The sequence below is a fragment of the Azospirillum sp. TSO35-2 genome, assembly GCF_003116095.1.
Classification (GTDB): Bacteria; Pseudomonadota; Alphaproteobacteria; order Azospirillales; family Azospirillaceae; genus Azospirillum.
The window spans coordinates 395,326-410,199 of sequence record NZ_LGRA01000013.1 but is presented as its reverse complement, the minus strand read 5'-3'; the positions used below and the strand labels follow the sequence as shown (position 1 = coordinate 410,199).

The following is a 14,874-nucleotide window of genomic DNA, read 5'->3' as shown; positions in this document are numbered from 1 at the left end:
AGGGAACCCCGGACCATGAGCAAGCTCTACATTCAGGACGTCACGCTGCGCGACGGCATGCACGCCCTGCGGCACCAGTATGACCTGTCGACCGTGGTCGCCGTCGCCAAGGCGCTCGACGCCGCCCGGGTGGACGCCATCGAGATCACCCACGGCGACGGGCTGGCCGGCGGCTCCTTCAACTACGGCTTCGGCAGCCACACCGACCTGACCTGGATCGAGACGGTGGCCGGCGCCGTCTCGCACGCCAAGGTGACGGTGCTGCTGCTGCCCGGCATCGGCACGCGCGACGATCTGAACGCCGCCTTTGCCTCGGGCGCCCGATCCGTTCGCGTTGCCACCCATTGCACCGAAGCCGACGTGTCCCGCCAGCACATCGAACACGCCCGCAAGCTGGGCATGGACACCGTTGGCTTCCTGATGATGTCCCACATGATCCCGGTGGACCGTCTGGCCGAACAGGCCCGATTGATGGAATCCTACGGCGCCGAATGCGTCTATGTCGTGGATTCGGCGGGGGCCCTGCTGCCCGAACAGGTGAGCGAGCGGGTGCGCGCCTTCCGCGCCGTGCTGAAGCCGGAAACGCAGATCGGCGTTCACACCCACCACAACCTGACGCTTGGTGTCGCCAACGCCATCGCCGGGGCGCAGGCCGGTGCCGTGCGCATCGATGCCTCATTGGCGGGCATGGGCGCCGGGGCCGGCAACGCGCCGCTGGAGGCCCTGGTCGCGGTGCTCGACCGCATGGGGCTGGATCACGGCTGCGATCTGTTCGCCCTGATGGACGCCGCCGATGATCTGGTTCGTCCGCTTCAGGACCGGCCGGTGCGGGTGGACCGTGAAAGCCTGTCGCTCGGCTATGCCGGGGTCTATTCCAGTTTCCTGCGTCACGCGGAACGGGCCGCCAGGACCTACGGCCTCGACACCCGCAAGATCCTGGTGGAACTCGGGCGCCGCAAGATGGTCGGCGGGCAGGAGGACATGATCGTCGACGTCGCCCTCGACCTGTCGAGGAGCCAGGAGGCGGGCGCGGCGTAAAGGGGCGGCCGGGAGGCCCGAGCGCCCGGGTTCTTTCGAACCGGGGCGCTCCGCAGGCTTGGTCGCGCGGGCCCGCCGCCACCGGGAGCCGGACTCTAGGCTCTTGGTCTTCCGTGTGATTCACGCTTCAAGCAGTCCCGCTTGAAGCGATCACGCCCTAACACTCCGGCAGGTTGACGGCCAAGCCCCCGAGGCTGGTCTCCTTGAACTTCGTGCTCATCTCCTCGCCGGTCTGGCGCATCGCCTCGATGCAGTTGTCGAGCGGCATGACATGCGTGCCGTCGCCGCGCAGGGCCAGCGACGCGGCGGCCACCGCCTTCATCGCCCCGATGGCGTTGCGTTCGATGCAGGGCACCTGGACAAGCCCGGCGACCGGATCGCAGGTCATGCCGAGATGGTGTTCGAGCGCGATCTCGGCCGCGTTCTCCACCTGCTCGGGCGTGCCGCCCAGCACGGCGCAGAGCCCGGCCGCGGCCATGGCGGCGGCGGAGCCGACCTCGCCCTGGCAGCCCGCCTCGGCGCCGGAGATCGAGGCGTTGTGCTTGATCAGCCCGCCGATCGCCGCGGCGGTCAGCAGGAAATCCGGAACCATCCCCCGTTCGGCACCGGCGCAATGGTCGAGGTAGTAGCGCAGCACCGCCGGTATGACGCCGGCCGCGCCGTTGGTGGGGGCGGTCACCACCGTTCCACCGGCGGCGTTCTCCTCGTTGACGGCCATCGCGTAGACGCTCAGCCAGTCGGAGACGACATGCGGCTGGCCGGTGTTGGCCCTGCGTTCGCGCAGCAATTGCTGGTGGATGCTCCTCGCCCGCCGCTTCACCTTCAGCCGGCCCGGCAACTCGCCCTCCGCGGCGAGGCCGCGCTCGATGCAGCCGTTCATCACCGCCCAGATGCGGTCGAGCTTTTCCGCCACCTCCCCCGCCGGACGCACCTCGTCCTCGTTCGCCCTCTTCATCGCGGCGATCGACAGGCCGCTGTCCCTGGCCATGCTCAGCATCCGGGCGGCGCTCTCGAACGGATAGGGCCAGCCGGCGACCACCGCCTTGGACGCCGCCGGCACCGTTTCCCGATCGGCCGCCGTGACGACGAAGCCGCCGCCGATCGAATAGAACGTCTCCGCGACGAGAACGGCGCCCGCCCCGTCCAGCGCCTGGAACACCAGCCCGTTGGCATGCCCCGGCAGCGGCGGCCCATAGTCGAAGATCACGTCCGCCTCCGGGTCGAAGGACAGCGCCGGCAGGCCGGCGGGGCGCAGCGTCCTGGTCTGCCGCAGTTCGGCCAGCTGCGCCTCGGCGACACCGACGTCGAGGTCCTCGGGCCGGTGGCCGAGCAGCCCGAGCACCACGGCGCGGTCCGTCGCATGCCCCTTGCCGGTGAAGGCGAGCGAACCGTGCAGCCGGACCCGAACCGCCGTGGGCACGGTTTCCGCCCGCGCCCGCAGCAGGTCGAGGAACCGCGCCGCCGCCACCATCGGCCCCATCGTGTGCGACGAGGACGGGCCGATGCCGATCTTGAACACATCGAAAACGCTGAGGAACATCGCGCGCCTCGTCGGGACACAGGAAGGGACGCGGTATGCCCGGCCGCCGCGTCAGCCGTAGATCGGGAAGCGCTCGCACAACTCCCGAACCTCGCCATGCACACGCCGCTCGACCTCGGCGTTGCCGTCCGGCCCGGCGGTGGCCAGGGCGTCGACGACGGTCAGGATCAGCTCGCCGATGCGCACGAACTCCGCCGCGCCGAAGCCGCGCGTCGTGCCCGCCGCGGTGCCGAGCCGCACGCCGGAGGTCACCGCCGGCTTCTCCGGATCGAACGGGATCGCGTTCTTGTTGCAGGTCAGCCCGGCCCGCTCCAGCGCGCGCTCCGCGTCGCGGCCCTTCACCCCCTTCGGCCGCAGGTCGACCAGCACCATGTGGCAGTCGGTGCCGCCGGACACGATGTCCAGCCCGCCCTTGACCAGCGTGTCGGACAGCGCCCTGGCGTTGGCCACCACCTGCCCGGCATAGGCCTTGAACTCCGGGGTCAGCGCCTCGCCGAACGCCACCGCCTTGGCGGCGATGACGTGCATCAGCGGCCCACCCTGGTTGCCCGGGAACACAGCGGAATTGAACTTCTTGGCCAGCGCTTCGTCGTTGGTCAGGATCATGCCGCCGCGCGGACCGCGCAAGGTTTTGTGCGTGGTGGTGGTCACGACATGGGCGTGCGGCAGCGGGTCCGGATAATGGCCGGTGGCGACCAGCCCGGCGTAATGGGCCATGTCCACCATCAGATAGGCGCCGACCTCGTCGGCGATGCGGCGGAACGCGGCGAAGTCGATCACCCGCGGGTAGGCCGACGCGCCGGCGACGATCAACTTCGGCTTGCTCTCCAGCGCCTTGGCGCGCAGGGCGTCATAGTCGATCCGCTGGTCGCTCTCGCGCACCTCATAGCTGACGATGTCGAACCATTTGCCCGACATGGTGACCGGCGAGCCGTGGGTCAGGTGGCCGCCATGGGCCAGCGACATCCCCATCACCCGGTCGCCCGGCTGCAGCAGCGCCAGGAAGACCGCCTGGTTCGCCTGGGCGCCCGAATGTGGCTGGACATTGACGAAGCCGGCGCCGAACAGCGCCTTGGCGCGGTCGATGGCGATGGTCTCGACCTCGTCGACGAACGCGCAGCCGCCGTAATAGCGGCGGCCCGGATAGCCCTCGGCGTATTTGTTGGTGAGGATCGAGCCCTGGGCGGCCAGCACGTCCGCCGAGACGATGTTCTCCGAGGCGATCAGCTCGATCTCGTACTTCTGGCGGTTCAGTTCGCGTTCGATGGCCGCCGCGATCGCGACGTCGCCGAGATCGGATTTCGGCAGAAACTGATGACGGTTCATCTGTGGTTCTCTCGATCAGATGCCGAGCGCGATTTCGCGGCTGACGGCTTGCAGAATTCCCCAGACATGGTCGGCGAAGGAGCGCCAGACCTCGATCCGGAAGCGGTTCTTGTCCTCGCGGATCAGGACGATCTGCGCCTTGTCGAAGATGGTGCGGCAGCCGGTGCCGACCGCCATCGCCTCGACATCGAAGGCGATGGCGGAGCGCAGGGCGAGCGCCGCCGCCTCCCCCTCCACCAGGATCCCGACCTCGCGATGACCGACATCGACCAGGCTGTGCGGGTCCTGAAGGGCGGCGAAGGCATCGGCGATGCCGTCGCTCTCGCCGACCGGCGCCGTCAGAACCCACTCGTCGGGGCCGAGTTGCAGCGCCGTCCGTCCGCCGGTCTCCACCATCCCGCCAATGCGGGTGGGGAGCGGCGCGCCGAAGGCCGTCCCGGCCGACGGCGCGGATGCCGGGTCGATGCGCAGGCTGAAGCGGGCGACATCCTCGGCCACGCGGATGGTCAGCTTGCTCGTTTGGTCGCCGGTGATCGTCTTGCCCAGCAACGGGTGATTGGCCAGAAGCACGGTGGGCCTCCTATGCGCTGAGACGCGTGTTTTCGGGATCGACGAACACCATGCCGGTGATCGTCGCGGCATGAACCGTGTCCGGCATCGGCACATGCACGGTCTGGCCCTGCAGGGAGCGGCCGCCCTGGATCACCGCCAGGGCGATGGACCGTCCCAGCTCCGCACTCCAGTAGGACGAGGTCACATGACCGACCATCTTCATCGGGACCGGCTGGTTGGGGTCGAGGACGATCTGCGCGCCCTCCTCCAGCACCGTCTTCGGATCGGTGGTCAGCAGGCCGACCAGCTGCTTGCGGTCCTTCGCCAGCATGTCCGGCCGCGACAGCGACCGCTTGCCGACGAAGTCCGGCTTGGTCTTGCCGATCGCCCAGCCCAGCCCGGCGTCGTCGGGCGTCAGCGTGCCGTCCGTGTCCTGCCCGACGATGATGTAGCCCTTCTCGGCGCGCAGGACATGCATCGTCTCGGTGCCGTAGGGGGTGATGCCGAACCGCTGCCCGGCCTCGAACAGCCTCTCCCACACCGCGCGGCCGTAGCGGGCCGGCACGTTGATTTCGAAGCCGAGTTCGCCGGTGAAGGAGACGCGGAACAGCCGGGTCGGCACGCCGCAGATCTTGCCGGTCGCCACCGCCATGTGCGGGAAGGCGCCCTCCGACAGGTCGATGCCCTCGACGAACGGCTCGATCAGCTTGCGGGCGTTCGGACCTTGCAGCGCGATCACCGACCACTGCTCGGTCGTCGAGGTCAGCCAGACCTTCAGGTCTGGCCACTCGGTCTGCAGGTAATCCTCCATCATGTTCAGCACGCGCGCCGCGCCGCCGGTGCTGGTGGTGACGTGGAAGCGGTCATGCGCCAGACGCCCGATCACGCCGTCGTCGCGGATGAAGCCGTCCTCGCCCAGCAGCAGGCCGTAGCGGCAGCGGCCGGGCGCCAGCTTGGTCCAGGCGTTGGTGTACATGCGGTTCATGAACTCGGCGGCGTCGGGACCGACGATCTCGATCTTGCCGAGGGTGGAGGCGTCGAAGATGCCGAGCGACGAGCGCACCGCCTTGCATTCGCGCGCGACCGCCGCGTGCATGTCCTCGCCGACCTGCGGGAAGTACCAGGCGCGCCGCCACAGCGACACCGGCTCGAACGCCGCGCCGTTCTCCTCGGCCCAGGCGTCGATCGGCGTCTTGCGCGTCACCTCGAACAGCGCGCCCTTGTTGTAGCCGGCGAAGGTCCCGAAGCTGGTCGGCGTGTAGGGCGGGCGGAAGGTGGTCAGGCCGACGGCGGGGATCGGCCGCTTCAGCGCATCCGACGCGACGGCCAGGCCGTTGATGTTGGACGTCTTGCCCTGGTCGGTGGCCATGCCGGTCGTGGTGTAGCGCTTGATGTGCTCGATCGACTTGAAGCCTTCGCGCACCGCCAGCCGGATGTCCTTGGCCATCACGTCGTTCTGGAAATCGACGAAGGCCTTGGCATGGCCCGGATCGCGGTCGGTCGGCAGCTCGCGGCCGGTCACCCCGGTGAAGGAGAGCTCACCCTCCACATGGTACACGGCCGGTTCGGCGCCGAACCCGGCATCCGCCGCCGCCGCGGCACCCGCCGCAGCCCCGTCCTCGAAGGCGGCCTTCAGCCCGAAGCGGCCCTTGCCGGCGCCGGCCAGACGGCACTCCTCCATGCCGCGGCCGGGCAGGAACATCTGGCCATCCTCGTTCCAGGTCAGCGAACCCTGGGTGTGCGAGAACAGGTGGACGCTCGGCGTCCAGCCGCCCGACATCAGCAGCGCGTCGCAGGCGATGGTCTCCGCAGCCCCGACTTTGCCGCCGTTGGTGACCGGATTGACCCGCACCGACGAGACGCGCAGGCGGCCTTTGGTCCCGGTGACGGTCCAGCCGATCAGCGTCCTGATGCGCAGCGCGTCGGCGGCGGCGGCCAACTGGCTTGGTACGGTCCCGCGGACGTCGACGATGGCCGCGACCTCCACCCCCGCCTGGGCCAGATCGAAGGCGGCGTGCCAGGCGCTGTCGTGCGTGGTGACGACCACCACCCGGTTGCCGACCTTGACGCCATAGCGGTTCAGGTAGGTGCGCGCGGCGCCGGCCAGCATCACGCCCGGCCGGTCGTTGCCGGCGAACACCAGCGGCTTCTCGATGGCGCCCTGGGCCAGCACCACCTGCTTGGCCCGCAACTTCCACATCCGCTCGCGCGGCGCGCCTTCGGGCACGATGGCGAGATGGTCGGTCAGCCGCTGGCACAGGCCGACGAAATTCTGGTGGTAATAGCCGATGGCCGTCGTGCGCGGCAGCACGGTGACGTTCGGCATCGCCGCCAGCGCGGCGTTGGCGTCCTCCAGCCAGTCCCAGGCCAACTGTCCGTTGATCTCGGCGGCAGGCTCCGACAGCAGCGAGCCGCCAAGCTCCGCCTGCTCGTCGCACAGGATGACCGACGCGCCGCTGCGGCCGGCTTCCAGCGCCGCTGCGAGCCCGGCCGCCCCGCCACCGACGACCAGCACGTCGCAATGGGCGAAGCGGCTGGCGTAGGTGTCGGGATCGGGGGCGGTCGGCGCCTTGCCCAGGCCGGCGGCGTTGCGGATGACCGGCTCGTAGACCTTGTCCCAGAAGCTCTTCGGCCACATGAAGGTCTTGTAGTAGAAGCCGGCCGAGAACAGCATGGAGAGCGCGTCGTTCACCGCGCCGATGTCGCGGGTCAGCGACGGCCAGCGGTTCTGGCTCTCGGTCTTCAGCCCGTCAAAGACCTCCAGCACCGTCGCCCGCGTGTTCGGCTCGGACCGCCCGTTGCCGCGGTCGGTCCCGACCAGCGCGTTCGGCTCCTCCGACCCGGCGGTCAGGACGCCGCGCGGCCGGTGGTACTTGAAGGACCGCCCGACGAGATGAACGCCATTCGCCAGCAGCGCGGATGCCAGGGTGTCGCCCTCGCAACCGGCATAGTCCACGCCGTCGAACGTGAAGCGGATCTGGCGGCTGCGGTTGACCCTGCCCTTGCCGGCAATGCGGAAATTGGTCATGGACGTGCTTCCTTGACGCTGGCGGCAAGCGCGATCTCCTCGTCGCTCGGACGCGGAGCCCCCGCCTTGTAGGTCATGGCGAATTTGTCGGTCACGGTGTCGCGCACCGCGTTGAAGAAGCGGCCGCAGCCGTGCATGTGCCGCCAGCGTTCGAAATGCCGGCCGCGCGGGTTGGTGCGGATGAACAGGAAGTCGCGCCAGTCGTCGTCGGACAGGGCGGAGGGGTCCGCCGGTCGCGCGATGTGCGCCTCGCCGGCATAGGTGAACTCCACCTCGGGGCGCTCGGCTTCGCAATAGGGGCAGCGGATGAGCAGCATGGTCGTGTCCTCAATGCGCGACGGCGGCGGCCGCCGCCTCGTCGATCAGCCGGCCGGTCTTGAAGCGCTCCAGCGTGAAGGGCGCGTTGATCGGATGCGGCTCGTCGCGGGCGATGGTGTGGGCGAAGACGTTGGCCGACCCCGGGGTGGCCTTGAAACCACCGGTGCCCCAGCCGCAATTGACGTACAGCCCCGGCACCGGCGTCTTGCCGATGATCGGCGAGCGGTCGGGCGTGACGTCGACGATGCCGGCCCATTTGCGCAGCATCCGCATGCGGTTGAAGATCGGGAACACCTCGCAGATCGCGGCGACGGTGTGCTCGATCAGCGGCAGCCCGCCGCGCTGGCTGTAGGAGGTGTACTGGTCGGTGCCCGAGCCGATGACCAGTTCGCCCTTGTCGGACTGGCTGATGTAGGCGTGCACCGTGTTGGACATGACCACGCAGGGGAACACCGGCTTCACCGGTTCCGACACCAGCGCCTGCAGCGGATAGCTTTCCAGCGGCAGCCGGACACCGGCGGTGTCCATCACCACCGACGTGTTGCCGGCGGCCGACACCGCGACCTTCTTCGCCTTGATGAAGCCGCGCGCCGTCTCCACGCCGGTGACGCGGCCGGAGGCGTCGCGGCGGATCGCGGTCACCGGGCAGTTCTGGATGATGTCGACCCCGCGCGCCGATGCGGCCCGCGCATAGCCCCAGGCCACCGCGTCGTGGCGGGCGGTGCCGCCGCGCCGCTGCAGCGCCGCCCCCATCACCGGGTAGCGGGCGTTGGCGGCGATGTTCAGCGGCGGGCAGTATTCCTTGGCCTGCTCCGGCGTCAGCCACTCGTTGTCGATGCCGTTCAGGCGGTTGGAGTGGATGTGGCGCTTGAAGCTCTGGATGTCGTGCACCGTGTGCGCCAGCATCATGACGCCGCGCTGGGAGAACATGACGTTGTAGTTCAGCTCCTGGCTCAGCCCTTCCCACAGCTTCATCGCGTGCTCGTAGAGCATCGCGCTTTCGTCATAGAGGTAGTTGGAGCGGATGATGGTGGTGTTGCGGCCGGTGTTGCCGCCGCCGAGCCACCCCTTCTCCACCACCGCGACGTTGGTGATGCCGTGCTCCTTGGCGAGGTAATAGGCGGCGCCCAGGCCATGCCCGCCCGCGCCGACGATGACGACGTCATACTCCGCCTTGGGCTCGGCGTCGGGCCATTGCGGCTGCCAGTTCCTGTTGCCGGTCAGGGCGTTGGTCAGCAGCGAGGACAGTGAGAAGCGGGTCATGACGGCACCCCGATGTTCGACGTGCTGACAGTATCGTCGTCCTCACCGTTGTTGGACAGAATGGATGCGTCAACCTGATGTAACTGGTACGACAGTTGCGTCGCTGGAGGCCAATTTTGACGCCACCCCCGGGCCCGGACCGACCGCGGGGTGGACCGCCGGCCCCCGCTTGCCGGTCGGCTTCCGCCAATTCCGCTCGATCCCACCACGAACCGCGAACCCGTCAGGAAGACGCTGCTCCCGCCCTGTTTCGCAAAACCGGCAAGAGCCGGCCGTCACGCCGACTTGTCTTCCAGACCGCTGGGGGCCAGCCGGGACAGAACGCTGTCCAGCCACGCCGGCTTCCGGTTGTCGGCTTCGGCGGCTTCCTTGCGGCGCACGGCGCTCCGCACCATGATCCCGCCAAGATAGCGGACCGGTTCCGGTGGGAAGAGCTTGACCTTGCGGTTCACCAGACCGCAGCGGCTCCACTCGTCCTCCACCCCCAGCGCCAAGCTGGCCAGGATGCGCCCGCCGAGCCGGCTGGGGCCAACCCCGTTTCCGCTCCAGCCGACGCCGTAGACGATATGCGGCGCGTTCGGCAAATGGCCGAAGACCGGCAGGCTGTCGTAGGAACGATCGACCGGACCGCTCCAGCTGTGCTCGATGCGCACATCGGCAAGATGCGGATAGGTGGCACGGAAGTCGGCTTCGGTCACCCGGTTCAGGGCCTCGTCCTGGTCATAGCGCGGGCCGATCCTGCTCGAAAAGCTGATCATCCCCGTACCTTTGCCGAAGGCGATGCGGCCGTCCCGGGTGGTCCGGTAATAATCCACCATGAGTTGCGAGTCGGTGATCGACTCACCGCCGGTCCAGCCGATCGCCTTCAGGCGTTCCGGGATCGGCTCGGTGGCGATGATCGTGCTGGTGACGGGCAGGATCGTCCGCCGCAGGTCGGGAATTTCCGCTGCCCACGCGTTGTGCGCCAGAACCACGCGCCGCGCCGTGACGCAGCCTGCGGGGGTGCCGAGTCGGGCCGGAACACTGCGTTCGAACCGAAGGACCGGCGTGTTCTCGAAAATCGTCACGCCGGACCGGATGGCCACCCGGCGCAACCCTCGGACCAGGCGCGCGGGTTGGACCGTGGCGTTGCTCGCCTCGATCGCGCCTTCGAGATGTTTCGGCGACCCCGAACGCCGCGCCAGCTCGTCCGGTGCGACGGTTTTGAAGACGTCCCGGCCCAAGCGGGCGCAGAGCGACTGCACCCCGTTCCACGCGCCGCGCTGGACATCGGTCGTGGCGGTCCACAGCCAGCCGCTCTGCCGGAAATGCGCGTCGATGCCATGCTCGGCGCAGAACGCCCCGAGTTCGGAAATGTTCGCTTCCGAGGCTTGGGCGAGGCGGAGCGCTTCGTCGACGCCGCAGAGGGCGGTCAGGGAGCTGATTTTCGGCCACCATGACATGACGAAGCCGCCGTTGCGACCGGAGGCCCCGCCGCCGCAGACGTCCCGCTCCAGAATGACCACCGAGCAGCCGGGGTCGAGTTCGCGAATGCGCAGGGCGGTCCAAAGCCCGACAAAGCCGCCGCCCACGATCGTGACATCGCAGGTCAGCTCACCGCTCAAGGGCGTGGTTGGTTTCAGATCGTCCGCAACATCCTTGAGCCACAGAGAGCGATGCATGGAAAACCGTCCGTCGAAGTCGGGTTGCCAAAACGAGGCCTGATGAGGAAGAGGTTGATCACAGCCAAGGCGTTTTTGCAGCACCGATCATCAGGAGCTGTCGAGCCACAGCCCTCATTCCGCCGCACGGAAATGCTGGGCGAGCGCCGCTTCAAGCAGGCGCGGGGTGACCGGCTTGTGGAGGAGCCCGAGACCATGAGCGACGGCGTCGCTCTGTGGCTCGGCACCGATCTCGCCGGTCACGATAATGCCCGGTATGTTCCGGTCGTACATCGCGCGAATGCGCACCACGGCTTCCGTACCAATCCGTCCCCCGCGCAGGCGGTAATCGACGATCAGGACGTCGGGTCGCCGTCCGGCCTTCGTCAGACGCTCCAGCGCCCGGTCCGTAGAATCTGCCGCCAGCACCTCGTACCCCCATTCGCGAAGCATGGCCTCCAGCCCCATCAGGACGATGACATCGTCGTCCACGACGACCGCCAGTCGCTGGTGTGCCCCATTCACCGGAGCCGGCTTGGCCGGCGGTAAGGCGGCAGGCTCGGCCGACATCGCGGCGTACGGCACGGCGACGCTGAACAGCGAGCCGCCACCCGGACAGGACCGCACATCCACCGGGTGATCCAGGAGCTTCGACAGCCGGCGCACGATGGCGAGCCCCAGCCCCAGCCCCTGTGCCCGGTCCCGCTCGGGATTGCCGACCTGGTGGAACTCCTCGAAGATGCGGCCGAGCTGATCCGCGGGAATGCCGCAGCCGGTGTCGCGAACCTCGATCCGCAGCCGGTCCCCCTGTACGGTGCAGTCGATCAGGACGCGGCCGGATTCGGTGTAGCGAATGGCATTCTCGACCAGGTTGCGCAGCATGCGGCCGAGCAGGACGCGGTCGCTGCGGACCGTCGCGCCGCAGGGCATCACCTGCCACTCCAGCCCTTTGCCGTGCGCGATCGGCGCATAGGCGTCGTCCAGCGGCCCCAGCACGTCCGACACACGGAACTCTTCGACCTGTGGCGCAACAATACCGGCGTCAAGCCGGGAGATGTCGAGCAGGCCGTCGAGCAGGCTCTTCAACACGTCGAGGCCATGCTGCAGACGGTCGAGCCGTTCCCGGCCGGTCGCGTCGGCCAGATGCGGGCGGAGCGCCTCGGCGAACAGCAGAATCGACTGGAGAGGCTGGCGCAGATCGTGGCTCGCCGCCGCGAGGAAGCGGTTCTTCGAGCGGTCGGCCTCTTCCGCCGCTTCCCGGGCGCGGTGGATCTCGTCGATGTCCATGGACCCGCCGAACCAAGCGACGATGCGACCGCCCTGGCGGACGGGATGAGTGCGGCTGAGATGCCACCGGTACGCTCCATCGGCCCGCCGCAAACGCAACTCGTATTCGTGCGCCTCACCGGCGGCGATGGCCCGCGCCCGCGCCGCCTGGATGCGCTCACGGTCGTCAGGATGCAGATCCTCCATCCGCGAGACCTCGTCCGTCTCCCGGCCGGTGTAGGTGCGGAAGGCGGCGTTGACGAACTCCAGGGTGCCATCCGGCCGGTTCACCCACATCTTCTGCGGCGCGTGCTCGACCAGCGCGCGGAAGCGCTCCTCGCCGGCCCGCAGCGCGTCCTCCACCTCCCGCCGGCGGGTGATGTCGCGCATGATGCCGGTGAAGAAGCGCGTGCCGCCGACCGTCCACTCGGCGATGGCGAGTTCCAGCGGGAAGGTGGTGCCGTCCTTGCGGCGTCCCTCGACCTCGCGGCCGGCGCCGATGATCTTGCGGACGCCGGTGCGCTGGTAGGTGGCGATGTAGCCATCATGCTCGGAGTGATAGGGCTCCGGCATGAGCATCGTGACGTTGCGCCCGACGACCTCGGCCTCCGTGTATCCGAAGATGCGCTCGGCGGCCGGGTTGTAGGACTGAATCAGGCCATGCCCGTCGATCACGACCATGGCGTCCACGGCGGTCTCGACCACGGCGCGGTGGCGGGCCTCGCTGGCCTGCAGCGCGGCGGCGGCCTCTTCCCTGGCGCGGGTTTGTGCCTCGAGATCCTTGGCCATGCGATCGAACGCCCGCCCCAGCACGCTCAGCTCGGAGCCATCGTCCGGCAGGCCCGTGCGGGCGGACAGGTCTCCCGAGCGCCAACGCTCGGTCGTTGCAACCAGCGCCTTCACCGGACGGTGGAGATAGCGCCGGGCGAGCAGGTACGCCGCCGACAGGCTCAGCAGCAGCACCGCCGCCATCCACATGAACGAGCGTCGCAGGGCGTCGTCGATGCCGGCCATGGCGGCGTCGTGATCCACGCCGATGGCAACGAAGATGTGCCGGACACCGGCGGCGAGCGGCACATAGGCGAACACGCGCCGCTTTCCGTCAAGGCCGAGCAGTTCGGCGGTGCCGATCGCGTCGGCGTCAAGCAATGGGCGGAAGCGGTCCGGCAGGGCTGAGCCGATGCTGCCCGGCAGCTCCGGCACGCGCGCCAGGACGACGCCGGCGTCATCGGCCACGAGAATCGCGGAGTTGGGTGGGAGTGGGTGCGCGGCGAGATAGCTCGCCAGCCAGCCGAGATCAATGAGCGCCGTGACCACGCCAACCGTAGCGCCGTCGTCACGGCGGATCGGCAACCCAAACGGCATGGACGGCGTGCCGCTCGGGCGCCGTCGGATGAACTCGCCGACGGTAAAGCCGCCGCCCTGCAGCACCGCGCGAACATGCGCACGATCGGCGATGGTTTGACCGGGTCGAGCCTTGTCGGTGGAGCAGAGGATGATGCCGTCCGTGCCCGTAAGGTTGATCGTCACGTAGTCCGGGATCCGCCGTCGCGTCCGCTCCAGCAGGTCCTGGCATCCGCGCGCATCCAGGTCCCGCGCCACCTGTGTCTCGGCCAGCAGTGCCAGCGTCTGCCTCACGCCCTCGACCAGGCGCTGTTGCTCACCGCCGAGCAAGCCGAGGAGCTGCTGGGCGCTGCTGTGGATCTCCCATTTGCGGTCGCGACGGAGGTCGAGTTGATTCCAAACCTCGATGGCGGAGATCGGGAGAAGGGCCAACAGGACGAGCAAAAGCATGCGGACCAGAAGGCTCATCGGGGCTTGTCCCTCGTCTCGGCACTCTGGCGCGTGGTGCCTCGCCTGCACCTTGTTCCCGTTCGGCGCGCACTCGGAACGCCAGGGCCGTTAAAAACAGACGGCTCCTCAATTCCGAACACAAACAGCGACAGACGAAGCGCTCCCGCATTGCCCAGCATTACTCCGACCAGCTTGCACTGTTGCACCTTGCCGATGTCCGGCCTTTTCCGGCCATTTGGCGCAAAGAAGCATCTTCCGACTGCGTTGCTCCCATCGCAATGGCTCAAAAGGGGTCACTTTCCACGACCGTCGAACAGACGCTTCTGCGCGTTGCGAATATGCCTGCGCATCGCCTGCTTGGCGGTTCCGGCGCTTCGGCTACGGATCGCCTCCAGAATGATCCGGTGATCAGCGCACATGGTGACAATGATCGAGCTGTCCGAATACTGGCGCTCGAACTTCGCATAGTGGAGGGTTTTGCGCTTCTTCCACAGCATGTCGGTGATTTCAACGAAGACCGGATTTCCCGTCATCGCACCGATCATCGCGTGGAACTGCTGGTCATGCTCATGGAAGGTCTCCATGTCGCCGGCCGCCGCATCCACTTCCATCCGTTCGACGATGCGCGTGATGTCCTGGAGCTGCGCATCCGTCGCATTTTTCGCGGCGAGCGCCGCGATCTCCCCTTCGATCGTCTCGCGGGCCTCCATCAGGGCTTCGACGCCGATGTCCTCGTCCGCCGTGTCTTCGACCGCGCCCCCCGCACCGTCAGGAAGGGTCGGGCGCACATAGACACCGTGTCCGGTCCGGATCTCGACCCAGCCGTTGATCTCCAGCGCGATCAGCGCCTCCCGCACCGAGGAGCGGCTGACGCCGAGTTGCTTGGCGAGATCGCGTTCCCCGGGCAGCAGCTGGCCCGGGGCGAAATGGCCGTCGCGAATGAACTGGATCAGCACGTTCGATATTTGGCGATACAGACGCTCGACCTTGACCGTCGGCAAGTCCATGACACAGCTCCGGGACGACTCTTGCTTGCACACAGTGCGATGATCGCGCCGTGCCCGCTCGGCGGCAGTGCGGCGCGGTGACGCATCCAACACCATGAGCGG

Annotated in this window: 10 protein-coding genes; 1 reads left to right on the top strand and 9 read right to left on the bottom strand. The window is 68.3% G+C overall.

Features of this window, described 5'->3' with window-relative positions:
* Window positions 1–15: 15 nt before the first annotated feature.
* Window positions 16–1,038, top strand: a complete 1,023-nt coding sequence (gene dmpG / locus TSO352_RS09200) for a 4-hydroxy-2-oxovalerate aldolase (protein ID WP_109107036.1) — start codon at window positions 16–18, stop codon at window positions 1,036–1,038.
* A 157-nt stretch (window positions 1,039–1,195) separates the two neighbouring features.
* Here the strand turns inward: dmpG and TSO352_RS09195 are convergent, their stop codons facing one another.
* The 9 genes from TSO352_RS09195 to TSO352_RS09155 all read right to left on the bottom strand — a co-directional run bounded on the left by TSO352_RS09195 (window position 1,196) and on the right by TSO352_RS09155 (window position 14,772).
* Window positions 1,196–2,578 (bottom strand): L-serine ammonia-lyase, encoded by a 1,383-nt coding sequence (locus tag TSO352_RS09195; protein ID WP_109107035.1) that lies wholly within the window; start codon window positions 2,576–2,578, stop codon window positions 1,196–1,198.
* A gap of 51 nt (window positions 2,579–2,629) precedes the next feature.
* Entirely contained in the window at window positions 2,630–3,904 is a 1,275-nt protein-coding gene (gene glyA / locus TSO352_RS09190; protein ID WP_109107034.1) for a serine hydroxymethyltransferase, read from the bottom strand.
* Between the two features lie 15 nt (window positions 3,905–3,919).
* Complete coding sequence (locus TSO352_RS09185) at window positions 3,920–4,474, bottom strand: sarcosine oxidase subunit gamma family protein (RefSeq protein WP_109107033.1); 555 nt, start codon at window positions 4,472–4,474, stop codon at window positions 3,920–3,922.
* A gap of 10 nt (window positions 4,475–4,484) precedes the next feature.
* Window positions 4,485–7,484, bottom strand: coding sequence for a sarcosine oxidase subunit alpha (locus TSO352_RS09180; RefSeq protein ID WP_109107032.1), 3,000 nt, complete (start codon window positions 7,482–7,484; stop codon window positions 4,485–4,487).
* A complete protein-coding gene (locus TSO352_RS09175) occupies window positions 7,481–7,801 on the bottom strand; it encodes a sarcosine oxidase subunit delta (protein WP_109107031.1) in 321 nt (106 codons plus the stop codon). Before TSO352_RS09175 ends, TSO352_RS09180 begins: the two co-directional genes overlap by 4 nt.
* A 10-nt stretch (window positions 7,802–7,811) precedes the next feature.
* Complete coding sequence (locus tag TSO352_RS09170; RefSeq protein ID WP_109107030.1) at window positions 7,812–9,065, bottom strand: sarcosine oxidase subunit beta family protein; 1,254 nt, start codon at window positions 9,063–9,065, stop codon at window positions 7,812–7,814.
* 275 nt (window positions 9,066–9,340) lie between these two features.
* Window positions 9,341–10,726, bottom strand: a complete 1,386-nt coding sequence (locus TSO352_RS09165) for an FAD-dependent oxidoreductase (RefSeq protein WP_109107029.1) — start codon at window positions 10,724–10,726, stop codon at window positions 9,341–9,343.
* A gap of 114 nt (window positions 10,727–10,840) precedes the next feature.
* Window positions 10,841–13,783: a PAS domain S-box protein gene (locus tag TSO352_RS09160; protein WP_109107028.1), complete on the bottom strand. Its 2,943-nt coding sequence runs from the start codon at window positions 13,781–13,783 to the stop codon at window positions 10,841–10,843.
* Between the two features lie 275 nt (window positions 13,784–14,058).
* Window positions 14,059–14,772, bottom strand: a complete 714-nt coding sequence (locus TSO352_RS09155; RefSeq protein WP_109107027.1) for a FadR/GntR family transcriptional regulator — start codon at window positions 14,770–14,772, stop codon at window positions 14,059–14,061.
* Window positions 14,773–14,874 lie beyond the last annotated feature (102 nt).